The sequence below is a fragment of the Paraburkholderia sp. JPY465 genome (assembly GCF_050436725.1).
Classification (GTDB): domain Bacteria; phylum Pseudomonadota; class Gammaproteobacteria; order Burkholderiales; family Burkholderiaceae; genus Paraburkholderia; species Paraburkholderia youngii.
The window spans coordinates 124,074-146,679 of sequence record NZ_JBNDMT010000002.1; the positions used below are offsets into that span (position 1 = coordinate 124,074).

At 62.2% G+C, this 22,606-nt stretch carries 24 protein-coding genes and 2 pseudogenes; 13 read left to right on the forward strand and 13 right to left on the reverse strand.

Annotated features, from left to right (window positions below):
* Nucleotides 1-110: 110 nt before the first annotated feature.
* The 5 genes from zapE (at nucleotide 111) to QFZ94_RS02635 (ending at nucleotide 4,170) form a co-directional block, all read left to right on the forward strand.
* The gene (gene zapE / locus QFZ94_RS02615) at nucleotides 111-1,211 is read left to right on the forward strand and encodes a cell division protein ZapE (protein ID WP_429455493.1); all 1,101 of its coding nucleotides are present in this window, start codon (nucleotides 111-113) and stop codon (nucleotides 1,209-1,211) included.
* A gap of 224 nt (nucleotides 1,212-1,435) precedes the next feature.
* Nucleotides 1,436-2,542 (forward strand): hypothetical protein, encoded by a 1,107-nt coding sequence (locus tag QFZ94_RS02620; protein WP_410849240.1) that lies wholly within the window; start codon nucleotides 1,436-1,438, stop codon nucleotides 2,540-2,542.
* 68 nt (nucleotides 2,543-2,610) lie between these two features.
* Nucleotides 2,611-3,039: a VOC family protein gene (locus tag QFZ94_RS02625; RefSeq protein ID WP_368583609.1), complete on the forward strand. Its 429-nt coding sequence runs from the start codon at nucleotides 2,611-2,613 to the stop codon at nucleotides 3,037-3,039.
* 201 nt (nucleotides 3,040-3,240) lie between these two features.
* Nucleotides 3,241-3,537, forward strand: a complete 297-nt coding sequence (locus QFZ94_RS02630) for a hypothetical protein (RefSeq protein WP_368583610.1) — start codon at nucleotides 3,241-3,243, stop codon at nucleotides 3,535-3,537.
* A 159-nt stretch (nucleotides 3,538-3,696) separates the two neighbouring features.
* On the forward strand, nucleotides 3,697-4,170 hold the full coding sequence (locus QFZ94_RS02635) for a YbhB/YbcL family Raf kinase inhibitor-like protein (protein WP_368583611.1): 474 nt from the start codon (nucleotides 3,697-3,699) through the stop codon (nucleotides 4,168-4,170).
* A 40-nt stretch (nucleotides 4,171-4,210) separates the two neighbouring features.
* Here the strand turns inward: QFZ94_RS02635 and QFZ94_RS02640 are convergent, their stop codons facing one another.
* Nucleotides 4,211-5,182: an AraC family transcriptional regulator gene (locus QFZ94_RS02640; protein ID WP_429455494.1), complete on the reverse strand. Its 972-nt coding sequence runs from the start codon at nucleotides 5,180-5,182 to the stop codon at nucleotides 4,211-4,213.
* A 94-nt stretch (nucleotides 5,183-5,276) separates the two neighbouring features.
* On the opposite strand from QFZ94_RS02640, the gene QFZ94_RS02645 reads away from it, so the two are divergent.
* The 3 genes and pseudogenes from QFZ94_RS02645 to QFZ94_RS02655 all read left to right on the forward strand — a co-directional run bounded on the left by QFZ94_RS02645 (nucleotide 5,277) and on the right by QFZ94_RS02655 (nucleotide 7,717).
* Entirely contained in the window at nucleotides 5,277-6,110 is an 834-nt protein-coding gene (locus QFZ94_RS02645) for an oxidoreductase (RefSeq protein ID WP_429455495.1), read from the forward strand.
* A 246-nt stretch (nucleotides 6,111-6,356) separates the two neighbouring features.
* Nucleotides 6,357-6,782 (forward strand): annotated as a pseudogene (locus QFZ94_RS02650) (alpha/beta fold hydrolase); the annotation flags it as partial.
* 281 nt (nucleotides 6,783-7,063) lie between these two features.
* On the forward strand, nucleotides 7,064-7,717 hold the full coding sequence (locus QFZ94_RS02655) for a cysteine hydrolase family protein (RefSeq protein WP_368583615.1): 654 nt from the start codon (nucleotides 7,064-7,066) through the stop codon (nucleotides 7,715-7,717).
* A 1-nt stretch (nucleotide 7,718) separates the two neighbouring features.
* Here the strand turns inward: QFZ94_RS02655 and QFZ94_RS02660 are convergent, their stop codons facing one another.
* Nucleotides 7,719-8,066 carry a GNAT family N-acetyltransferase gene (locus QFZ94_RS02660; protein WP_429455496.1) on the reverse strand — a complete coding sequence of 116 codons (348 nt, stop codon included), beginning with the start codon at nucleotides 8,064-8,066 and terminating at the stop codon, nucleotides 7,719-7,721.
* Nucleotides 8,067-8,171: 105 nt separating this feature from the next.
* Between QFZ94_RS02660 and QFZ94_RS02665 the strand changes: the two genes are divergently transcribed.
* From QFZ94_RS02665 to QFZ94_RS02675, 3 genes are all read left to right on the forward strand, one after another.
* Nucleotides 8,172-8,423 carry a hypothetical protein gene (locus QFZ94_RS02665; protein WP_429455497.1) on the forward strand — a complete coding sequence of 84 codons (252 nt, stop codon included), beginning with the start codon at nucleotides 8,172-8,174 and terminating at the stop codon, nucleotides 8,421-8,423.
* Entirely contained in the window at nucleotides 8,420-8,791 is a 372-nt protein-coding gene (locus QFZ94_RS02670) for a cupin domain-containing protein (RefSeq protein ID WP_429455498.1), read from the forward strand. The genes QFZ94_RS02665 and QFZ94_RS02670 overlap by 4 nt, the downstream gene beginning before the upstream one ends.
* Nucleotides 8,792-9,064: 273 nt before the next feature.
* Nucleotides 9,065-9,703, forward strand: a complete 639-nt coding sequence (locus QFZ94_RS02675; RefSeq protein ID WP_410849248.1) for an alkyl hydroperoxide reductase — start codon at nucleotides 9,065-9,067, stop codon at nucleotides 9,701-9,703.
* Nucleotides 9,704-9,731: 28 nt separating this feature from the next.
* Here the strand turns inward: QFZ94_RS02675 and QFZ94_RS02680 are convergent.
* The 7 genes and pseudogenes from QFZ94_RS02680 to QFZ94_RS02710 all read right to left on the reverse strand — a co-directional run.
* Nucleotides 9,732-10,043, reverse strand: a pseudogene (locus tag QFZ94_RS02680) (ATP-binding cassette domain-containing protein); the annotation flags it as partial.
* 148 nt (nucleotides 10,044-10,191) lie between these two features.
* Nucleotides 10,192-11,235 (reverse strand): hypothetical protein, encoded by a 1,044-nt coding sequence (locus QFZ94_RS02685; RefSeq protein WP_429455499.1) that lies wholly within the window; start codon nucleotides 11,233-11,235, stop codon nucleotides 10,192-10,194.
* An 82-nt stretch (nucleotides 11,236-11,317) separates the two neighbouring features.
* Nucleotides 11,318-12,148 carry a DUF1259 domain-containing protein gene (locus QFZ94_RS02690; protein ID WP_429457679.1) on the reverse strand — a complete coding sequence of 277 codons (831 nt, stop codon included), beginning with the start codon at nucleotides 12,146-12,148 and terminating at the stop codon, nucleotides 11,318-11,320.
* 211 nt (nucleotides 12,149-12,359) lie between these two features.
* Nucleotides 12,360-13,616, reverse strand: a complete 1,257-nt coding sequence (locus QFZ94_RS02695) for an MFS transporter (protein WP_429455500.1) — start codon at nucleotides 13,614-13,616, stop codon at nucleotides 12,360-12,362.
* The gene (locus QFZ94_RS02700) at nucleotides 13,603-14,034 is read right to left on the reverse strand and encodes a chromate resistance protein ChrB domain-containing protein (protein ID WP_429455501.1); all 432 of its coding nucleotides are present in this window, start codon (nucleotides 14,032-14,034) and stop codon (nucleotides 13,603-13,605) included. Before QFZ94_RS02700 ends, QFZ94_RS02695 begins: the two co-directional genes overlap by 14 nt.
* A 169-nt stretch (nucleotides 14,035-14,203) precedes the next feature.
* On the reverse strand, nucleotides 14,204-15,385 hold the full coding sequence (locus tag QFZ94_RS02705) for a chromate transporter (protein ID WP_429455502.1): 1,182 nt from the start codon (nucleotides 15,383-15,385) through the stop codon (nucleotides 14,204-14,206).
* Nucleotides 15,382-16,362 (reverse strand): chromate resistance protein ChrB domain-containing protein, encoded by a 981-nt coding sequence (locus QFZ94_RS02710; protein ID WP_429455503.1) that lies wholly within the window; start codon nucleotides 16,360-16,362, stop codon nucleotides 15,382-15,384. The genes QFZ94_RS02705 and QFZ94_RS02710 overlap by 4 nt, the downstream gene beginning before the upstream one ends.
* A gap of 128 nt (nucleotides 16,363-16,490) precedes the next feature.
* Here QFZ94_RS02710 and QFZ94_RS02715 point away from each other — a divergent pair, with 128 nt between their 5' ends.
* Complete coding sequence (locus QFZ94_RS02715) at nucleotides 16,491-17,552, forward strand: DMT family transporter (RefSeq protein WP_429457681.1); 1,062 nt, start codon at nucleotides 16,491-16,493, stop codon at nucleotides 17,550-17,552.
* A gap of 127 nt (nucleotides 17,553-17,679) precedes the next feature.
* Here QFZ94_RS02715 and QFZ94_RS02720 read toward each other — a convergent pair whose 3' ends face one another.
* Nucleotides 17,680-18,564 (reverse strand): alpha/beta fold hydrolase, encoded by an 885-nt coding sequence (locus QFZ94_RS02720; RefSeq protein WP_429455504.1) that lies wholly within the window; start codon nucleotides 18,562-18,564, stop codon nucleotides 17,680-17,682.
* Between the two features lie 165 nt (nucleotides 18,565-18,729).
* Here QFZ94_RS02720 and QFZ94_RS02725 point away from each other — a divergent pair, with 165 nt between their 5' ends.
* On the forward strand, nucleotides 18,730-19,107 hold the full coding sequence (locus QFZ94_RS02725) for a winged helix-turn-helix transcriptional regulator (protein WP_429455505.1): 378 nt from the start codon (nucleotides 18,730-18,732) through the stop codon (nucleotides 19,105-19,107).
* A gap of 85 nt (nucleotides 19,108-19,192) precedes the next feature.
* Here QFZ94_RS02725 and QFZ94_RS02730 read toward each other — a convergent pair whose 3' ends face one another.
* From QFZ94_RS02730 to QFZ94_RS02740, 3 genes are all read right to left on the reverse strand, one after another.
* Nucleotides 19,193-19,747, reverse strand: a complete 555-nt coding sequence (locus tag QFZ94_RS02730; protein WP_410849255.1) for a hypothetical protein — start codon at nucleotides 19,745-19,747, stop codon at nucleotides 19,193-19,195.
* Nucleotides 19,748-19,822: 75 nt separating this feature from the next.
* Nucleotides 19,823-21,013 (reverse strand): porin, encoded by a 1,191-nt coding sequence (locus QFZ94_RS02735; protein WP_368583628.1) that lies wholly within the window; start codon nucleotides 21,011-21,013, stop codon nucleotides 19,823-19,825.
* 108 nt (nucleotides 21,014-21,121) lie between these two features.
* Nucleotides 21,122-22,528: an MFS transporter gene (locus QFZ94_RS02740; RefSeq protein WP_429455506.1), complete on the reverse strand. Its 1,407-nt coding sequence runs from the start codon at nucleotides 22,526-22,528 to the stop codon at nucleotides 21,122-21,124.
* Nucleotides 22,529-22,606 lie beyond the last annotated feature (78 nt).

Here is a 22,606-nt window from a genome sequence, read left to right on the forward strand (position 1 = left end):
CGCCCCTTATCTCATGCTCACACACGTCCTCGCCGTTTTCGCGGCGGCCCAGACTGCGTCATTCGCGCAGGTCGCATCGTTTGCATCACCTGGCATGGACGCCCTCGCCCATGCTTGACGAAACCCGCATCGCACGCGCACTGACCGCGCGCGGCATCACGCCCGATCCGCGCCAGCGTGAGGCCATCAGCGCGCTCGCCGGGTTGCTCGGCGCGCAGCAGCGCGCACGGCATGCATGGTCCACCGCCGCGTTCGGGCCGCAAGGCGTCTACTGTCACGGCTTGCCGGGGCGCGGCAAGAGCCTCGTCGTCGATACGCTGTTCGAGCTCGCGCCGTGCCGCAAACGGCGCCTGCATTTCCACGAGTTCCTGCGCGAGATGAACCGCCGGCTCGTCCAGGCGCCGCGTGGCGACGACCGACTCGGCGACGTCTCGCGGCAATGGCTCGACGGTATCGAGCTGCTGTGCTTCGACGAATTCCATGTGCACGATATCGCCGACGCGTTCCTGATGGGGCGCTTTCTCGATACCGCGATCAACCTCGGCACGCGCATCGTGCTGACGTCGAACTACGCACCGGACGATCTGCTGCCCGACCCCGAGTTCCACGAGCGCTTTATGCCGACCATCGCGCAGATCAAACGTGCCTTCACGGTGATCCATTTCGACGGCGCGCGCGATTACCGCTTCGGCGGCGAAGCGGCCGAAGTGCCGCGCTTTTTCTCGCCGCTCGATGCGTCGAGCGCGGCCGCGTTGCGCGATATCTTCGCGAGCCATGAAAGCGGCGCTGCGATCGAACCGGTCAAGCTGAGCGCGGCGGGCCGCCCGCTCGAAGCGCGCGCTGCCGGCAGCGCGCTGCTGTGGGCGGACTTCGACCAGCTATGCGTCGCCAACCGCTCGCACCTCGACTACCTCGATCTCGCCGAGCAATGGCAAGGCTTGATCGTCGATCGTCTGCATACGCAAGCACTGAGACAGTCGCATACGCTGCAGCGCCTCGTGTGGCTGATCGACATCTTCTACGACCGCAAGCGCGCCCTCTTCATCGCGTCCGATCAGCCGATCGAGACCGCGTTGATCGGTCTCGAAGGCGCGCATGATCTGTCGCGTACGCTGAGCCGGCTCGCCGAGATGCAATCGCGCGCGTATCGCGGCGCGCTCGAGCGAGGCGGCGCGGACGAAGCGCAAGACGGCATCGACGCCGAAGCTTGAAAGCCGGGCATCTGACCCGCGCCCATTTCTGGAATTCTTGCAAGGCAGCGGTAAAGCGTGCCAGCGCCCTCTCGCGTCGACACACGCGCTCCAGCGGCGCGCGCTGCGCCGCAGCGACAACGAAGCGGCCCCGGAGCCGGCCCGCCGCTTGCGCGGGAATGGGTTCTGCTAACGCCGAGCGCAGACTCCATTGTTCAGCGGATTACCGCCGCTCGCGCCCGCCCATGCTCAGAACCGCTTCCGTAGCCGCCGCATTGTGCGCGGCCTGCCTCACGTCCGCCTGCGTGCATATCGGCCCCTCGCGTCTGAAGGCCGATCAGGTCGACTATGCACGCGCGCTCGGCGACGCGAAGAAGCGCGCGATCCTCGCCGCCGTGATCGGTTTGCGCTACGGCGATGCGCCCGCGTTCCTGACCGTGAGCAGCATCATCGCCGCCTACACGTTCGACACCACCGGCGGCGCGACGCTCAACGCGGGCTCGGGCACCATGCCGAACTACGCGCAGGCAACCGGCAGCGTGTCGTACTCGAACCGGCCGACCTTCACGTTCACGCCGACCACCGGTGAAGCGTTCGCGTCCGCCTATATCCGGCCGCTCGCGCCGGCGCTCGTGTTGCCGCTCGCCGAGGGCGGCGTGCCGATCGATCTGCTGTTGCGCATCACCGCGCAGTCGATCGGCGGTCTGCGCAACGGCGACGTGCTCGGCGGCAACAACAGTGCGGGCGCGCCGGGCTTCTTCGAATTGCTGCAGGCGTTGCGCCGTCTGCAACTGGCGGGCGAGCTGAACGTGGAGACGCGTCAGCTCGATGTAAAGGCCGATCTCAAAGGCGGCCAGAGCCCCGCATTGGCGGTGTTTCTGTCGATCGGCGCGACCAGCAGCGGCGAGTCGCCGGGCACGGCCGCCGATGTCGCGCGCGTGCGCAGGCTGCTGCATCTGTCTACGAAGACACGTAGCTATGAGGTCGTGTATGGGCCGTCGTCGACTTCCGCGAAGGGCGAGCGCATTACCATGGTCACGCGCTCGGTGCTCGGCATCCTCAGCGATCTCGGCGCGCAGGTGCAGGTGCCGCAGGAGCGCATCAGCGACGGTTCGACGAAGCCGACGGTCGGATTGGTCGGCGGTGAAACCAGGCCGACGATTATCGTGCACTCGGGCAACGCCGCGCCGGCCGATGCTTATGTGTCGATCGCATATGGGCCTTCGGTATATTGGGTCGAGCGCAATGACTTCGATTCGAAATACGCGTTTACAGTCGTGCAGAATCTGATGGCGCTCGCGGAATCGGATACGAGCAGTAAGGCGCCGGTGGTGACCATTCCGGCGAATTGACGAGTGAATGAAAACCTCTCACCCGCCCCGCCGCTCACCCGCCGCCCTTTCGCGGCAAAGGAGAAGCCATGCAAAAGATCCCCGTTACCACGGCCTTGTTCATCGCAGGCTTTGGCCCGATCGTGACCGACGCCCAGCCAAGCCGCGATCTCTACCGCCGCGCCTTCGGTATCCCCTTCAAGGAAGAGAACGGCGGCTATCTGCATACGGAGAGTTTGAACGGCGCAAACTCTTTCGCGTTGTGGCCGCTCTCTCACGCCTCTCAGTCGTGCTTCGGCACGCAATCGTGGCCTGCCGACGTACCCATTCCGCAAGCCTGGATCGAGTTCGACGTCGACGACGTCGAAGCGGCAACGGCAGAACTTGAATCGCAAGGGTATCGAATGCTGGTCAGGAACCGCACTGAGCCGTGGGGCCAGACTGTCAGCCGCTTTATCGGGCCGGAAGGATTGCTGACCGGCATCACGTTTACGCCATGGATGCGTGACAAGAAATGATCGCCGGCCGCCGTGCCGATTAGGAACGAGCGCGCATCAGATTGCCCGGTTAATTCCGAAAATCGATATTCACCATTGTGAATAATGCGCATAACTATCAGCCTTCGCTTTCCTAAACTTGGAGTTTCGCGACCCTGACGGAAACGTACGAGAGCATCGCGTTTGCGTCGAAATCGCAATCCATCAAAGGAGAAGCGCTTCATGAACAAGGCAACCAGCACATTGATCGCGGCCGTCGCCGCGCTGATGCTGTCGGGCGGCGTATATGCACAAAGCAACAACACGCTGGCGACTCCGTCCACGAAGTCGCCGGCCGCTCCAACGAGTGGCTATGGCACGCCTGGCGCCACCGGCACGGACAGCGGCGCGGCGTCGCCGACCTCGGGCCAGCCGATGAACACGATGAGCACGGACGGTAGCTCGACGTCCCGCCAGCCCGCTTACGGGGTCAACAACTCACTGGCGACCCCATCCACGAAGTCGCCAGTCGGCCAATAAGCGCAAGCTTGGCTGGCAACACCGCGCGGTAAATCGGACGTCGCCTCTGCCGCGGGCATACGGTCGTTCGATCCGCGTATACGTGAACTCGCCGCGCGCGACCTCCGTGGGCGCTGACCTAGAATAAAAGCATGGTCGCGACCCAACGAGGAGGCTGCCATGACACTCACGCTAACGTCGCAAGCCTTCCGACAGAGCGGCGAGATTCCGGTGCAGCATACCTGCGAGGGCGCCAATGTATCCCCGCCGCTCGCGTGGTCCGGCGTACCCGCGAACGCAAAAAGCCTGGCGCTGATCGTCGACGACCCCGACGCGCCGGACCCCGCCGCGCCGAGAATGACCTGGGTGCATTGGGTGCTCTACAACATCCCGCCGACAGCCACCGGGTTAGCCGATGGCGCTGATGCACAGCCTTTGCCGGGCGGCACGCTCGAAGGCACCAATGACTTCAAGCGTGCCGCTTACGGCGGCCCGTGTCCGCCCGTTGGACGTCACCGCTATTTCCACAAGCTGTACGCGCTCGACACCGTATTGCCCGATTTGAAAAGCCCCAGCAAGGCTGCGCTCGAGAAGGCCATGCAAGGGCACGTACTCACGCACGCCGAACTGATCGGCACCTATCAGAAGCGATGAGCGCTGACGAAGAGAATCCAGCAGTGCCGGTGCCCCAGAATCAGTGCGACGACACGTAAGCCGTATCAGCGAATGCCGCCGGGATCGCGAAGCTCTCGCGCATCCGCCTCGCCTCCGCGGCCGGCGTCAAGCCAAACAGACGCCTGAATTCCCTGCTGAACTGGGACGGGCTCGCGTAACCCACAGCGTGTCCCGCCGCCTCCGCCGTCAGGTCGTGGCGCACCATCAACAGGCGGGCCTGATGAAGGCGCGTCGACTTCACGTATTGCATCGGGGATACCTGTGTAATGGCCTTGAAGTGGCTGTGGAAGCTCGGAATGCTCATACCCGCTTCGTCGGCCAGTTGCCTTACGTCGAGGGGCTGCGCATAGCTTGCATGAATCACGCGCAGTGAGCGGCCTATCTGGCCGAACTGTCCTCGCATCGCCAAAGCCTCGCGCAACGAGCTTCCCTGGGCTCCGGTGAGCACGCGGAAATACAGTTCACGCAGCAGCCCGGCACCCAACACAGCCGCTTCGAGTGGCCGATGCATCGCCTCGAGAAATCGCAGCACGGACGCTTGCATCGCATCATCCATCGGCGTCGACATCATGCTCTGAGGTGCTGGTGGGCGCTCAGCCACGCCTTCGCGGTCGATGCGCTCCGCGAGTTCGGCGGCCAATGCGAAATCGAGGTGCAGATACAGCGCGAGCAGTGGATGCTCCTCGGTTGCGTCGGTCTCCATGCTGAATGGCACAGGCACGGATACGGCCAGATAGTGGCTCTCGTCATACAGGTACAGCTGGTCGCCGAAATAACCACGCTTGCGGCCCTGGCAGACGATCACGATACCGGGGTCGTACAGAACGGGCGTGCGCGATAGCGCCCGGTTCGACCGCAAGATGCGGACGCTCGGCAGTGCCGTCAGGTTGTAGCCCTCGTCGGGCGCCAACGCGCGCAGCAACGCAACCATGCGTTTCTGGCTTCGCGAGGATAAAGCTGGGTGCTGGGTCGAAGCGCGGATTGTGCTCATAGTTTTGTGCAAGAAACTCAGCGGAATTCGGCTTATTTTGCCTCGTTTGCCAGATTAGTATGCACTCTCCAATCGACATTCGGGAGAAGCTTCAATGGCATCCAGCAAAACTCTGCTCATCACCGGCGTCAGCAGCGGCTTTGGCCGCGCGCTCGCACAGGAAGCGCTGGCGATGGGTCACAAGGTCGTCGGTACGGTGAGAAGTGCCCAGGCAAAGCGCGAATTCGAGTCCCTGGCCACGAACGCCGCTTGCGCACGCGTGCTCGACGTGACCGACTTCGACGCGATCGACGGCGTCGTGGCGGAAATCGAGGCCAGCGTCGGACCCATCGACGTGCTGGTCAACAATGCCGGCTACGGTCACGAGGGCATCATGGAGGAATCGCCTCTGTCGGAGATGCGCCGACAGTTCGATGTCAACGTTTTCGGTGCGGTCGCCATGATGAAGGCCGTCCTGCCATTCATGCGTGCGCGCCGCCGCGGTCACATTGTGAATATCACATCGATGGGCGGCTACATCACGATGCCCGGAATCACTTATTACTGCGGCAGCAAGTTTGCGTTGGAAGGCATCTCCGAGGCGCTCGGCAAAGAGGTCAAGCCGTTCGGTATTGCCGTGACGGCGGTGGCGCCGGGCTCGTTTCGCACTGACTGGGCGGGTCGCTCGATGACTCGGACGCCCCGCTCGATTCCGGATTACGACGAGATCTTCAATCCCATCCGCCAGGCCCGCGAGGAAAAAAGCGGTAAGCAATTGGGAAATCCTGGGAAAGCGGCGCGGGCAATGCTGGCCGCCATCGCAGCGGAACATCCGCCCGCGCATCTTTTGCTCGGTAGCGACGCACTCGGGCTCGTTCGAGACAAGCTGTCGGCGTTGAACGCGGAAATCGGCGCGTGGGAGGCCACCACCGTTTCAACGGATGGCTAATGACCGAAGTCTTGTTGACGCTGTCGGGCGGCCTCACTGTCAGGCAGCCGAAGCGTTCCGCTCTTGCAAACGCAGACCGCATGACGATGCCCGCGCCGGCCACGGCGGCGGAACATCTGACAACATGCTGCTGGAGTAGATATCGACAGTGGGAGCCTTCATCCGCTAGCCCAACTGCAATGGGTTTTCAACGTTAGCAAACCAGGCCGCCTGATGACGGCATCGTCGACACACGGAGGCAGCACCATGAACGTTCGCAATCTGCCCGCCCATCCCGTCCAGTACAAGACTCGACAGGTCGGTGATGTCGAAGTGTTCTACCGGGAAGCCGGTCCGGCAGACGCGCCCGTCATCCTGCTGCTGCATGGTTTTCCCACGTCGAGCCATATGTTCCGCGATCTGATGCCGCTGCTGGCCGACCGCTACCGGCTCGTCGCACCGGATCTTCCTGGCTTCGGTCAGACCAAGGCGCCGCCGCGCGGCGAATTCGACTACACGTTCGACAATCTCGCCAAGGTCATCGACGCTTTCACCGAGATGCTGCAACTCAGTCGCTACGCGATCTACGCATTCGACGACGGTGCGCCGACCGGTTACCGGCTCGCTGTTGCACATCCCGAACGTGTGACGGCGATCATCAGCCAGAATGGCAATGCCTATGTGGACGCGATATTCCATCGGCGGAAGTCCATTTGCTGGATGCCGGACACTTTGCGCTCGAAACGCACGGCGCGGAAATCGCCGCGTATATCGACGAATTTCTTTCGCGCAAGCTGTCGCATAGTCGTGCGTGATCGGCGATAAACGTGCAAACCTGCACAACGCGTGGAAAGTTTCCTTGGTGTGCGACGCGCGACTTTGCCTACACTTCGTCTCACTCGCTCGAGTGATGTAGATAGAAGCTGTTCTTCGCAAATCGGCACGCGCAGTCTTCACCCTCTGGAGCTCGAATCATGAAATACGATCCCACGGACACCGCCGTTGTGTTTATCGATCCCCAAATCGATGTGCTCAGCCCTTTGGGGAAGAACTGGGGCGCTGTTGGAGCCAGCGTGACGGAAAACCGGACCGTCGAAAACATGCTGCAGATATTCAAGGCGGCAAAAGCGGCGAAATTCAGCGTTTTCATCTCGCCGCATTACTTCTATCCGACCGATCGCACGTGGAAATTCAATGGCCCGCTGGAGACGGACGAGTTTGCAACCGGCACTTTTGCTCGCACAGGCGCACTGAATCTGAGCGGATTCGAGAAATCGGGCGCTGACTGGCTGGAGGAGTTCAAGCCGTTCATCGACGATGGGGAAACCATCGTCGTGAGCCCGCACAAGGTTTTTGGTCCGCAAACGAACGACCTGACGCTGCAGCTTCGCAAGCGCAACGTACAGAAGGTCGTACTGGGCGGCATGCTCGCCAATATGTGTGTCGAGGCTCACCTGCGCGACCTGCTCGAACAGGGCTTCGAAGTATCCGTCGTCGCCGATGCCACAGCGGGACCGCGGCATCCGGTTTGGGGCGACGGTTATAAGGCTGCGTTGACCAACTTTGCGTTTCTTGCGCACGCCGTCGTCAAGACCCGGGACGTGGTTGACGCAATGACTCAACGATAGATCAGCAGACCGGCGCAGGAACACGCTCGATGCTGATCAGGTGAAAGGGCCGCCTCAATTTGAACCCCAGGCGTTCATACAAGCCGATCGCGGCATGATTGTCATTGCGAACATGCAGGAACGCCGTGTCCCCGCGTGCCTCGATGTTCCTGCGCAAGACATTCACGAGTCGGCCTGCGAGGCCCTTGCCGCGATAGTCGTTATGCACGCAGACCGCGCTGATCTCGACATAACCATCGACCTGCATGCGCTCACCCGCCATCGAACCACCTTGCCGCAGATGCCCCTGTCGGGTCGTCAACGCAGACCGGATGGGGGTGCCCAGAATATGTTGGGACGGCTGATTCATATCGACTCCTTGTGCTCGTCAAACGGGTTTCGGTGACGAGTAATGTAGGTGCGCCGTTCCCGCTGTACCATTGCGGTAAATGTCAACTTTGATAGCGTTTACGCCATGAAGCTGGGCGTCCGCGCCCTCGACGACGTGTTCGATACCGGCCTCACTGCGGTACTGAATGCCATCAACACCGCAAACGATCTGGCGGCGCAGCAGGACCCGCACTCACGGCCCGTCGACCTTCGTGTGGTGGAAATGAAGCGTCAGGTGCGCACGGCGCTCGAAATGCGGATGTCGGTCGAGGCGCCGAGCGCAGCCGACGGGTTCGATCGGGTCATCGTGCCTGCGCTGGGAGGAGTTTTGCCATGACTGAACCTGTCGATCCCGCTGCCGATACCGGAGCAAGCGGGTTTCAGGGTGTCACGCGACGCGTGCTCGAACGTATGCCGATGCCGGGAAGTGGTCAGGAACTCGTTCTGACCGAGGTGACTTACCCACCCGGTGGCGTGGCCCCGCTGCACGCGCATCCGGTTGGTGGAATCGTCTACATACTGGAAGGCGTAGCCGAGTCTGCATACGGCAGCGACGCTCCCCGACGATACTCGGCCGGCGCGTCTTTGCAGGACAGGACGGACGTGCCGCATACGCTTTTTCGCAACTGCGACCCGGAACGCCCACTTCGCTTTCTGACAATTTGTGCACTGGAACCCGGCCAGTCATACGTCATCGAGCTTTGAAGATCAGTTGCGCTGCGGACGCTTCGGTGGCATTGTCACCCTCGACGCTGGCCGAAGTTGCCGCTGAAGCAGGCACGGTGACAAGCATTGGAGGTAATTCGCGACCGCTTTGAATGTGTGCGATAGCGCACCAAATCGTCCCGATGTTGGGGGAGCATTGCGAGGCACTCCCTACCCACCAACCGGCGCTGCCGGTTGTGGGTACCCGCGTGTTGTTGTGGCGTTAGGCTCCTCACATCACCCTGTGCAGGTTGCTACGGAATCGAAATTCAAATGCTGAACATCGATCTGAGGTCACAACTGCAGACGTATCTGCGAAACCTTCGCAGACCCGTCGAATTGATCGTGTCGCCGGGCGGTAGTCAAACATCGCACTTAATGCTGGCGATGCTGAACGAAATTGCGTCGTTGACCGACCTGGTCACGGTCGTCGAGGAGCAGCACGGCGACGAGCGCAAGCCCTCCTTTTCAATCAGGCAGGTGGGAGCAGATGCCTGCATTCAGTTTGCCGCCACCCCAACAGGGCCTGAATTTTCGTCCCTTGTCCTTGCAATCCTCCACGTTGGCGGGCATCCGGTCGTCGCAGACCATACGACCATCGAACGGATTCGAACACTGGAACGTGACTACTATTTCGAAACCTATATTTCGTTATCGTGCGGCAGCTGTGTGGACGTCGTGCAAGCGCTGAACATGATGGCGGTGATCAATCCACGGATTCACAACGTTACGATCGACGGCGGAATTTTTCAGAGTGAGCTGTCCGCGCGTGATATCAGCGTCGTGCCGACGATCTACATGAACGGCGAAGTTTTCGGCGAGGGGCGCAGCAGCTTCGTGGAGCTCGGCGCACGACTTCTCGACATAGAAATGAGCATGCGAGCGGCACTGCGTGCGGCGAGCAAGTCGTAACGCCGCCCCTGCAACCCGCGAACGACACCAGCATCGTCATGCCTTCGCTCGCCAGATCGCGCACGATATTGAGTACCTCGGAGACCAGCTCGGGGTCCAGTGCCGAAGTAATTTCATCGAACAACAGCACCATCGGGTCCATCGCCAACGCGCGCACGATCGCCAAGCGTTGCTGCTGACCACCCGACAAGCGATCCGGATATTCCTTCGCCTTGTGAGCGAGGCCAACACGCTTGAGCAGCGTCATCGCGCGTTCGTCTGCTTCGTCTTTCCTCTGTTTCAGAACGCGAATCGGCGCGAGCGTCACGTTCTCGAGAACGCTCATGTGCGGACACAGGGACAAAGCCCGGCTGGTCTCGCTTCAAGCGTTTCCGGTAAGAATGCGGGCAAACACCTATTTGGCGCCGCCCCACTGTCGATGCAACGGCCCTTAGCTGCCCCAAACTCAGCCACGCCTGACTTCCCCTGCTGTAGAGGACATCACCGCATCACCCGGATGCCATTACGCGCAGCACCGGGTGTCCGTCTACGTTCTTCAGCGGGAAATACGAGTGATGGGTGGCAGGGTCGATTGCGACTACATGCGCGTTTGGACCGACCCGACCCTCAGCGATTTTGGCAACGTTAGGGCCTTTGACATTGAAGATCGAGACAACGCCATCTTCGCCAGCGACATAGACCCTCCCCAGGCCGGGATCGAACGCGAGCACGTCGGGGTCCTTGCCGACGGGGAATGACTGGACGACGCGCCGTGCTTCCATATCGAAGACGAGCAGTTTGTCATTGCCCTGACAGGCGACAAAAGCAAGCCGGTCTATCGAATCGATCAACAGTCCATGGTTGTGATCGGCCCCCGGGAGGGCAAACCGGGCGACGATCCTGTCGACTGTCGGGTCAATTTCAACCAGTTCATTGCGCGTCTGCACGTTGACAAAGATGTGATGCGATTGCGCATCGTATTGCGTGTTGCCAACCTCTCCACCAAGCGGAATGGTCGTGACGCGCTGGTTGGTCCGGACGTCAACGACTGTCTCCGTGCTCCCGGTCTCGTCTGACGCGTAAAGCTTATGCACATCCGGCGCATAAGCCATCCCGTCCGGGTAATGTCCGCCCGGCATGCGCGCGACGATCTTGAGTGTTGCTTCATCGATGGCCACAATCTCGTCCGTTCCCGTCGCCGAGGCATACACGCGCGACATCCCGGGAATGGCGAGCACGCCATGCACCGATGAAACATCAGGAATCCGTGCGACCACGCGCGAAGCATTCACATCAACGACAATCACCTCTGCGTCGCCGAGGTGCGCGATGAACAGCAGATGGCGCTCGGGATCGTAGCTTTCGTAGTCAAGCCGCGTGGCGCGACCCGGCAGCGGGATATCAGCGACGTGTGTCAGTGGGAGATTGTTGACCTCCTGCCCGGCAGCGGGCGGAATCATATGCACCAGCACACCCAAGGCTGTACACAGTCCGAGTAGGACGAGGTACAGGAGCACCGCCGGGCGCAAACGCCAAGGTTGAAAGATTTTCATCAAACCCTCCTGCGGCACGACGGCCACCGCTGCGCGCGAATGGCGGCTGCGGTGGCATCGCGCAGAATATGGCCGCGCAGCGTTAGCGCGTGATTGCGGCCTGCGCATCCAGAGCCGCCTTGACACCCCTGGCCAGGTCGGCGGCCTTACCCTTGCCCCAGTAATGCAGGAACATGATGCGGGGCGACTCGCCCGTCATATGCTGATGGATGGCCACGATATTGATCCCCGATGCGCGCATGCTCTTGAGTACCGCCTGCAGCTCGCTTTCACGCATCGCGAAATCGCCATCGACAACCGCTTCGTCGTCTGTGCCGGCGAAGGCGGCCCACGTGTTGACGCCCATCTCGTTGCCAACGGTGACGCCATGCATGGTGGCTGTCCTGCCGACGACCACCTTGAACATGCCGTTGTTCGTCTGGCCCTTCGCGCCGAACACCGCTTCCAGCGGTGCAGGGGTGATGTTGCTCTGCTCCGCAATGTGGCCAGCAAAGGCATTTTCTGGGTCGGTGTGGGCGGCCCGGACTTCAGCGATTCTGTCGTAGACCTCCTTGACGCCCTCCGCGAGCTTTCCAGCATCGCCCGTGCCGCCGATATGCATGAAGTACACCTTGGGCTGGTCAAAGAAGAAATGATTGTGAAGCGCCGTCACTTCCAGGCCGGCGTCGAGCGCTGCACTCATGGCTGGACCGACTTCATCTTCGAACAATACGGTGTCGCCCATCATCATGACCTGCGAACCGTGTGCCGGCTTGAATGCTGCATAGGACGTGAGTCCCATGAACGGTGGCATTGTCCAGCCGTCTAACTGGACCTTTACATCGTTGCGCGGTTTCGTGATCTTGAACACGCCCTCCTGTTTGGAAAGTGTGCCCTTCAGGCCGGTGATCTGTTCAATGCGAGCCGTGTCCATTGACGCAGGCTGCCTTGCATTGGCTGAGCTGGTAAACGCACAGACACTGGTGGCGATCATCAATGCATGCGAGAGGCGTCTTAACGATGACATCAGAAATTCCTCCTTGAACTGGGTGCATCCAGTACGCAGCATTTTTTTGCTCTTCGGGAACTGCGCTCTGTCTGGTTTCCTCCCGCCTGCGTGGTGGAACTAGTCCGGGCCGTTTCGTTCAGCGATCCGGTTTGACGTGACGGAAGACGAAAAGTAGCGAAAGGTCATACGCGATCTTGAGCGCGCCGCAGGCGACAAGCGGCGCGCCAAGCCACCCGATGCCAATCAGGCCGCCCGCCAGAGACGGTGCGAGCGATGCAGCGAGGCTCCGTGGTACCGAAGTGAAGCTTGCCGCGGCGGACCGCTCGGCCGGCGTAACGACGGCCATCACGTAGGCGGTGCGCGTGGGAACATCCATCTGGGACAACGCGCTGCGCGCGAGCAGCAGCGCCAAAGTCACTGGCAACGAAGCAGTAAAGGCCGCGGCGATGAGGCACAGGCTTGCTGGGATGTGCGTGAACACCATCGTATTGAGCAGCCCGATCTTGCTGGCGAGTCGCGGTGCAGCAAGCTGGGAGAGAGCGGTAAGCAGCCCTGCCCAGAAAAAGAACTGGCCCGCCGCGCCCGCGGACAGGCCGAAGCGTTGCATGAGCCACAGCGACATCAGTGAATTGACGACCAGACCGCCGGCAAAGGCATCGACACTGAACAGCAACGCCAGACGTGTCACGATGCGCCGTGACTTGCCGAGCGGTGCGCTCAGGCCAGAAGTGTGTGCGCCAGCAGGCGGCAAGCGACGATAGAGCAACCAGATCGCACCGCCCGTCGCCGCATACACGATGAACATCGTGCGCATGGCCGTGAGTTCCGCCATGTGTGCATGTGCTACCAGCCACGCGGGCACGCCCGCTGCGAGCGAACCGACTGCGGCTGAAACGGCACCGACCAGGCTGTAGCGGGCGAATAGCGCCGTTCGTGCATCGCCCGTCGCCATCCCGGCAAGCTGGGATTGTTCGAGGGGGAGAAAAAGGCTGACGTCGCCAGAGCTCGGGTTGAGCGTACCGACAAAGGCGACGATGAGCAGAGGCAGCAACGACGATAGCCCCGCAAAGCCAAGGCCAGTCGCGACCATCAGTAGAGCGGCGAAAATAAACATCCGGCGTGCCGCAAAGCGATTGGCAAGCACACCGACCGCGATCGTGGCCACTGCGGAACCGACCAGCGTCGCGGTGCTGATCAGCCCGACGTCGACCTTGGCGAACCCAAGCGCAAGCAGATATGCGGGTAACAGCACCGCGATGAAACCGTCACAGAGGCCCCGCAGTCCACGGCTTACCAGCAGCAGTTGCGCCGCGCGGTCGGCTCCTGCTGGCAACACCCGTCTTGACATCCGCGCTGCCAGCGAAACAGTGTGACCTTCCTCACGTGTGTTCATTGCTGCTCTTGCACCAGGCATACAGCGCGTCGTAGACGATCATGCCTTGTCGCAACTGCTCATGATCGTCTGTGAAATTGCGTGACAGGCCAATAGAGATGGCATAGAGCCCGGTCGCCTCAGGAGCCAGATCGAGCCGGCTGGTGTCGGCGCCTCGCACGATGCGCGCGAGCCTGATCAGCGCGGGTTCGTCCAGTTGATATTTCTGCAGGAAGGCATCGAAACTGCAGAGTTCGCCGTGATGACCGAGTTCGACGTCCGGCACATCGAAGGGAATCGCCCCTGTTTGCTGAGCGAGGCGCATGACCTCGTCGCGAGGCACGTAGAGGAACTCCGGTTCCTTGTCGATGAAACGGGCAATCAGCCACGGGCAGGCGATACGGTCGACTTTGGGTCGTTCGCGCGTAATCCATTTCATAACGCTGCTCCTCCTTGAACACAGCTGTGCAAAACGCTTGATCAGTCGTCGTCTTCCTCGGTTCTTTCGCCAGGCCGCTGCTTGCAGCCGGCGGGCGCAAGCATGCAGGCAAGCAACGGACTGGCGATCAAATATCGTCCTTTGGGAATCAACATCGCGTCCGCTTCCATTAGCCGTGCGCATGGATGAGCGGGTACACAGCAAGACCGATTAGGGCCGCGGCGATGACGATGATTGGCTCCTGCAGCTTCTTGAAACGCCACAGCAAGAGCACGGTTGCGAGCGCGAGCAGAACAGTCGGCACGTCGACGATTGAGCGCCGTGCAATCACGATCACCGAGCCGGTAATGGCGCCAACAGCAGCGGCAGTGATACCGTCGACGAACGCCTTGACGGCGGGCAGCTTGCCGTACTTCTTGAAGTACGGTGCCGGCAGCACCGTGAAGAGATAACAAGGCAGGAAGGTGCCGAGAGCCGCCACGCAAGCGCCCGCGAGTCCTGCGACCAGATAGCCGATGAAACCAACCGTGATCACGACCGGTCCCGGCGTAATCATCGCGACGGCCACAGCATCGACAAACTGCTTGTCGTTGAGCCAGTGATGCTCGGTGACCACCCCGCCGTAAAGGAACGGGACGATTGCCAGTCCGGAGCCGAACACGAAAGCGCCCGCCTTCATAAAGAACAGTCCGATCTGGCCGAGCAGCGGCCAGTCAAGACCACTGAGCATGCCGCTCGCAGCCGGCAGCTGGGCGGCTGCGGCTGCGTTCAGTCCGCCCCTGCTCAACCATTTCGGTGGGGCAACGATGAACCAGTTGATGAGGCCGCCCGCAATGAACAGCCACACGATCTCCGATTCGGTGATGACGGTCACCGCCGCGAGCGTCAGGTAGATCGCCCACAGGAGCCTGTTGCTGCCGATGGTCTTCGTGGTGAGCTTGTACGCGCTCATCGCGATGATCCCCACGACTGCGGCACCGACCCCGTAGAAGGCAGCCTGCATCCATGAGAGACCGCCAAAATGAGCGTAGGCCCAGCCTAGGCCAACCACCATCAGGAACGACGGCAGCACGAAGGCGATACCGGCGAGCGTTGCGCCGAGGATGTGATAGTGCACGTGGCCCATATAGATGCCGAGCTGTGCCGCGAGTGGTCCCGGCATCATCTGCGCGAGCGCCAGTCCCTCACGGTAGTCCGACTCGCTGATCCAGCCGCGCCGTTCAACGAGGTCGCGGTGCATGTAGCCGACGAGCGCCACAGGTCCGCCGAATCCGAACGTGCCAAGCTGCAGCATGTACAGGACCAGTTGGCTGAGCGTGTAACCTGGAGCCGTCACCGTCGCGGTGTTCACGATCGTCCTCCAGCGTCCCTGCCTTTCGCGGCCGACGCAAAGTGCGTGTAAAGCGAATCCAGCACGCGGCCCATTTCATCAAGCAACTGGTCATCATTCGGCGCGCGTTCCCTCGCCCCTGCCATCACGGCTTCGAACCCAGTGGCTTCGGGCACGGGGGCGCCACCCACGTCGAGCGCGTGAACCATCTCGCCGAGCCGCAGCAGCGCGGGATCCTTGTCGAGACCGAAGCTGACGACCAGCACTTCGAACGTCACGCGTTCGCCGACGTGGGTGAACGCGGCGCCGTCGAAGTCGAAACCAAGCACATTGGGTGGGCAGGCACTGGGCGATGTGAGCCAGATGAAGTGCGCATCGCGATCGATGAAGCGCCGGATCAACCAGGCGCTTGCTACGCGGTCGACCCACATGTGTTGCCGCGTGGCCCACGTGCGCCCCTTGTAGTCGCTTACTGACAGGCTTCGGATGGGCCGCTCGGCGGAATGGGGTTCACCCGGCGAAAGCACGGTATCGACCAAACCGATGAAGTCCTGCCACGCCGCCTCGGCGCGAGTTGCGGAGTCGCCCGGAAAGAAATCGATCGCGACGATGCTTTCGTAATCCTTTCGCAGACGCCGAAGCAGCTTCGTAAGGTCCGCCGCTGAATGGCCGGAAACTGTCTTGCGTGCGTCCTTCAGCGTGCGCATGAACTCAGCATGGTCGTCACTGCGATCGAAAAGTGCCCGGAATTCCGCTTCCTGCGCGGCGTCGAGGCTCGCCGCGCGTAGCAGGTGCGCGGTGCCGCCACTATCAGCGATGGCTCCTGCGAGTTCGCGCAGCACCTGCTCGCGCTCTTCCGTGTGAGGCAGCAGATAAATGCCGTCCCGAAGCACAGCGCAGCCACGGGCCTTCAGCGCACGCCAGTAACGCATCCGCGCGGTAGCGTTCTCTGTCGGGAGAGTCAGCACCAGTAGCGACCAGGTTGAAAGTGTAGTCATGTAGATTACGTTACATTGCAGTAACGCTCCCTACAAGTTAACTTTTTGCTGCGTACGACGAATTGCATCCGTCACCCCAGCAATGGTCGGTAAACTGTCCCTTCTGCCGCGAACATGAGGTTGAAGTTGTGAGATCAGGATATGGCGCGATATTCACCGCGTTGGCCGCTGCGGCGCTGTTCGGCGCCGCGACACCGCTGGCCAAGGCGCTGCTCGGCTCGGTCAGCCCATTCATGCTCGCAGGCTTGTTTTATCTCGGTAGCGGCCTGGGGCTTGGCGTCGGCATCGCGTGGCGCGCCTTCCGATCGCGCGGGCGTCAGTCCGGCTCGCACCATCGCATCACCAAAGGCGAGCTGCCCTGGCTGATCGGGGCGATAGCGATGGGCGGCGTCGCCGGGCCCGCACTGCTGATGCTGGGCCTGTCCACCACTCCAGCGGCAACCAGCTCGTTATTGCTCAACCTCGAAGGCGTGTTGACCGCAGTGATTGCCTGGGTGGTCTTCCGGGAAAACGTCGACCTTCAGGTTTTTCTCGGGATGGTGGCGATCGTTGCGGGCGGCGTGCTTCTGTCGTGGCATCCGGGACAGACAGGCGTGCCGGTAGGTGCGTTACTGATCGTCGGCGCGTGTCTGTGCTGGGCAATCGACAACAACCTGACGCGCAAGGTCTCGGCGAACGATGCGATGGTGATCGCGTGTCTCAAAGGGTTGGTGGCCGGTCCCGTGAATCTCGGCATCGCGATCGCGGCTGGCGCTGCGCTGCCGTCAGCAGGAACCATGACCGCAGCGATGCTGACCGGGCTCGGCGGTTACGGCATCAGCCTCGTGCTGTTCGTTGTTGCGCTTCGCCATCTTGGTACCGCGCGTACAGGTGCGTACTTTTCCGTTGCGCCGCTGTTCGGTGTGATCCTTTCGCTGATCATCTGGCCCGCCCTGCCCAACCCGTCTTTCTGGAGCGCCGCGGTCCTGATGGCGCTCGGTATCTGGCTACATGTGCGCGAACGGCATGAGCATGAGCACCGTCATGAGTTTCTCGAACACACGCACCGGCATCGCCATGACGAGCATCATCAGCACGAGCATGATTTTCCTTATGCCGGTGACGAGCCGCACACGCACCCTCACGTGCATCTGCCTATCACCCATTCGCACGCGCATTTCCCCGATATTCATCATCGGCATCAGCACTAGTTGTGCGCACGAGGATCGAACTGGTCCAAAGTCGAGAATGCGTCTGGCGTGAAGTCTGCGATTTCATCGAGCAGAACGTCGAGTTCAGGCACGAGGTTTTCCGGGGTCGAGTTGCGAAGGCCGCCGGCTATAACGCGTCTATCCATGCGCTAATCGCGGCGTTAGCGTCGCCACTTCGGTCCTGCATGATCCAATGACCCGTATCGGTCCATACCTCCACTTTCGACTTTGGATGCGAGAGCCAGGGGCGCATGCGATGCGCCTGCTCGGGGTCGCGACACAAGTGATAGATGGGAACGGTAAGGCTTCTGCAGAACGTTGCGCTCGCTTCTCCGATGCCGACCTGATCGCTGCCGAAGAACAGCGGACCGAAGGATTCGCGCACGACATGCGCCGGCATGCCCTGCACGCGCCTCGCGTGCCAACGTTTGAATGCCGGGTCGGTGTTGCGGTCGTAAACATGCTCAAACAACGCTCGAACAACGATGCCGGGATCGCTCGCATTCAGGTCATGCGTGGTTTTCGCAAAGAGCTCGGCAGCAGCGCCGGAAAAGCCGAGCGCGCCATCGACGGACACGACCGCGCTGACCAGATCGGCGCGCTTTGCGGCGAGTCGGGCGGCGATCTGGCCGCCCATCGAATGTCCGACGAGAATGAATTTCTGTCCGGGATGCTGTGTTTCGATAAGCGCCTCGATGTCCGCGACGTAGTCGGCGGGCGCATAACTCCCGGACGGCATCAGTTCCGACCTGCCATGCCCGCGCAGATCGACAGCGACGACACGGAACCTGCTTTCGAAGAACGGCAGTTGCCAGCTCCAGTCGTGGGAATCGCAGGTCCAGCCGTGGATGAACATGACGCTCCTGCCCGTGCCTGCCTCGGTCGCGAACAATGTGGCCAGTGGTTTCGTTGCAGCAAAGGCTTCATGGTTGCCGAGAGTGGCCGCAATCGCTGCCGCACCGGCGACCTTCAGCATGTCACGACGCGAAAGTTCGCGCAGTTTGATTTCCATGTGTCGTCCTAACCTACGCATAAAAAAACATGAACGAACGCGGGCGGCTGTGTGATTTTAATGAGCGCCACGCACGAAGCGATTACCTTGGCGCCATGTTATACAGCGGATATCTATAGTCAATTACGCACCTTCGGGTGCGCAGATATACAGGAGGATACCGGCATGACTTGCGAGGTGGACCAGGTGTTCTTTGCGGACTGCGCGGCGCGATCCTTTTTCGATCAGGTGGCGAACAAATGGTCGGTGATGATTCTTACGCTACTGACGCAGAAGCCAACGCGTTTCAATGAGATCAAGCGTCGGCTGGAAGGGATCACTCACAAGGCACTCACCCAGGCGTTGAGGCGTCTCGAACGCAATGGCCTGATCGCTCGGGAGGTGCTCAACACTTCGCCCGTGGCGGTCGAGTATTCGATCACGGACCTCGGGCGGACGCTCCAGGTCCCGTTTGGCGCAGTGTATGACTGGTCGATCAAGCACCTGCATGTGATCGAGCAGGCGCAAAGAGATTATGACCAACATGCATTGGGGAAGCGATAGGCTTGTCAGATCATTCGGCCAGACTCGACATCGGTCACTCGCAATGAGCGGGACGGCGGTGTCCACGCGTGCCGAACAGCACGGTTTACCGCTGCCCCCGCGAGTCCGGCTGAACGCTATCTTCCGGCGACGTTTCGACGCCATCGTCAGGCGCCGACTGCACGTTTTCTTCCGGAAACGACCCGATACTCTGCACGGCAGGCGGCTGCACGCGTTCGACCACGACGGGCGGACTGGCACTTGCCGCCGGCGCCTTGCGCTGCAGATCGCTCGAAACGCTGCTAAGGCCCGTGCCGACGGTCGAGGTCGTGGTACTCGCGCTCTTGAGAATGCCCTGCGGGCCGAACATGAACACGGCTGCGGAGCTATGTGTGTCGGAGCCGCCAACCAGCGACCCGATGAACGGAAGAAAGCTTTCCGGGTGAGGCCGCGAGGTCACGTAGGTGTAGACGAGTAACGTCGAGCCGTCGTCCAGCGCACTCTCTACCGAAGCGGGACCGAGCGCGGCCACGACTTCTTGCAGCGTAGTCACGCCCGGCTTGAAGTTCGACATCTGTTCCGGGCTCACATCGACACCGGCCGACACGCATCCGGCCAGCACCGCACCGCAAATGAGCCCAACGACCTGACCACGTTTCATGGCCCCTCCTACCAATCATTCTAGGTCGCTGGTTCCATTGCGGGGAGGCGCGAGCCTCCACCGCCGCCGCCTCGCTCAAAACCGATGCCGCAACCCCGCCAGCACCGCGATCTGACTATTGCGCCCCGCCCCAGCCGGTCCGAAGAAGTTGATTGCGACGGTGCTCGCATCGCCGGCCAGACGCTGATAGACCATCGACATATGCAGATCGGTGCGCTTCGACAGCAGGTAACTGATGCCCGCGTCCACCTGGTGCCATTTCGGCCGGTCGCCGGTTGCGAACGACGTCGCGCCGGTGCCGGTATAGCCACCGCCATCGGTGAAGATGTAGCCGAGCCCCGCCATCAGCGCCGGCGTGAAGTAGTAGCGCCCGTTGATCTCGTAGTTGTTGACACGCAGGCTGTGGCCGCCGCGATAGTCGAGCAGCGTGTTGGTGAAGATGAAGTTCACGTTTGCAGCGCCGAACGTATAGCCGGCGCCGAGCGCCGAGATCCGCTGACGCTCGACGAAGCCCGCGTTATAGAAGATGCTGGTCGAGCCGCTGTACTCGTCGCCGATCGCGCCGGTCGGATTGTTCCCCGACGCGAGCCCCGCCGACGGATTGTTCAGTTGCAGGTAGCTCGCAACCACGTGCAGCGGCCCGCGCAGGTAGTCGACCCCGAAGCCGTACGCGCGGTTGTTGGCGAAGCCCTGGCCGGCGTCGCCGCCCGCCTGGTTGCTGAACGCGTAGAGCGCGCCGAGCTTCAGACCCGTAAGCGGACTCACCTCGTACTTGACGCTGTTGTTCAGGCGAAACGTCTGGAAGCTGTCGTCGACGTCGCCGATGTGCGCGCCGTAGATGCTGCCGAACATCAGCCAGGACATCAGCGGCGCGACGTAGTCGAACGTGTAGTCGTACTGGCGGCCGAGCGTCAGCTTGCCGTACTGCGTGCTCGCCAACCCGACGTACGCCTGCCGCCCGAACAGCCGGCCGCCCTGCGACGACGTGCCGTTCAGTCCGCTGAAGCCGGCTTCGAGCTGGAACACGGCGGACAGACCGCCGCCGAGGTCCTCGCGTCCGAGGAAGCCGAAGCGGTCGCCGCTGCCCCAGCCGGTCGCCATCGACCAGCGCGAGGCCCCTTGCGCCTTGATCGACGACGCGACCGTATTCGTCCAGGCAATGCCCGTATCGATGATGCCGTACAGCGTGACCGAGCTTTGCGCGTCGGCCGTGAGCGGCGCCGCGAAGGCGCAAACCACCGCAGCAGTGCAGACTGCTGTTTTCATTGTGCTTCTCCGGTTTCGATTTAATCGGGTGATGCGGATGAAAGGCGCCAGCGAGCCGAGTGCGCGACGGTGCGCCGCGCACAGCCGGCCCTGCCGCCGCTGCGAGTCCTACCGCTCTGCCGCGGACAGCGGCGGCTCGGCGCCGCCCGCCAGATCGTGCTCGGCGAGGCCGTCGTCGTGCGCATCGCCGGGCCGGTACATGCGACCGAGCACGAACATCAGCGCCGCGACGGTGACGACCGGCAGCGCCGCGACCTGAAATAGCTCGCGCACCGGCAGATGTCCGGCGAGCAGCATCCCGCCGATCATCGGGCCCGAGATCGAGCCGATCTTCGCGACGCCGATCGCGGTGCCGGTGCCTTTCGAGCGGAAGCTGGTCGGATAGACGATCGATGCGACCGCATTGAGACCCGCCTGGGTGCCGGCCACGCAGAAGCCGACGCCGAACACGGCTGCGGTCAGCAAAGCCGTATTCAGGTCCATGCCGAGCGCCGCGACGAGCGGAAAGCCAACCAGCGGCAAACAGGTGACGAGCCGCACGCCGTGGCGATCGATGAAGCGCATCAGCACGAGGCCGCCGAGCGTGCCGCCGACCGAGAACAGCGTGGTCATCAGCGCGGCGCGATGCGCGGCGACGCCGGTCGCCTCGATCAGCACGGGCAGCCAGTTCTGCAGGAAGAACAGCGCCATCGAATTCGCGATGTACGCGAGCCACAGCGCGGTCGTCACATAGCGCAGGCGGCCGGCGAACAGCATGCGTGGCGAGAACCTGGCGACGCGGCGCTCGTCGGTGACGACGAACTGCGCGCCGGGCGGCAACGCGAGTTCTGGCCGCACGCGCGCGGCGGTCGCCGCGATGCCGTCGCGGGGCCAGCCTTTGAGCACCTGATAGCGCAGCGACTCCGGCATCACGAACGACAGCCCGGCCGCCACCACGAGCGGCGCGAGCCCGCCGACCACGAATACCGCGGGCCAGCCATAGTGCGGCACGAGCCACACGGCGACGCCGCCGCCGAAGCCCGCGCCGAGCGTGTAGCCGGTGAACATCAGCGTGACCCAGGTCGCGCGCAGCCGCTTCGGCGCGAATTCCGACACCAGCACGAACGCGTTCGGCACCGCGCCGCCGATGCCGATGCCCGCCGCGAAGCGCAGCCACAGCAGCTGGTCGACACTCGCGGCCCATGCGGTCGCGAGCGTGATGAGCCCGTACCAGCACGCGCCGAGCAGGATCGCGCGCTTGCGCCCGATCCGGTCGCCGATATAGCCGAACAGGATCGAGCCGACCATGATGCCGAAGATGTTGGCGCCGAACACCGGACCGAGCACGCTGCGCTCGATGTGCCACGCTCGAATCAGCGAAGGCGCGGCGAACGCCAGCGCACTGAGCTCGTAGCCGTCGGTCAGCATCACGAGCCATGTGGACGCGATCAGCAGGATCGCGAAGCGGCCGATCCTCTGTTCGTCGATCAGGCGCGACACGTCCACCGTGCGCGCATCGGGCAGGGTTTGAATCATCGTCTCCTCCAGAGGTGCCGCGTCGGCGGCCGGGCAACTCCCGGCGCGTCGCGCGGTTCCGTCATATCGTCTCTAGCC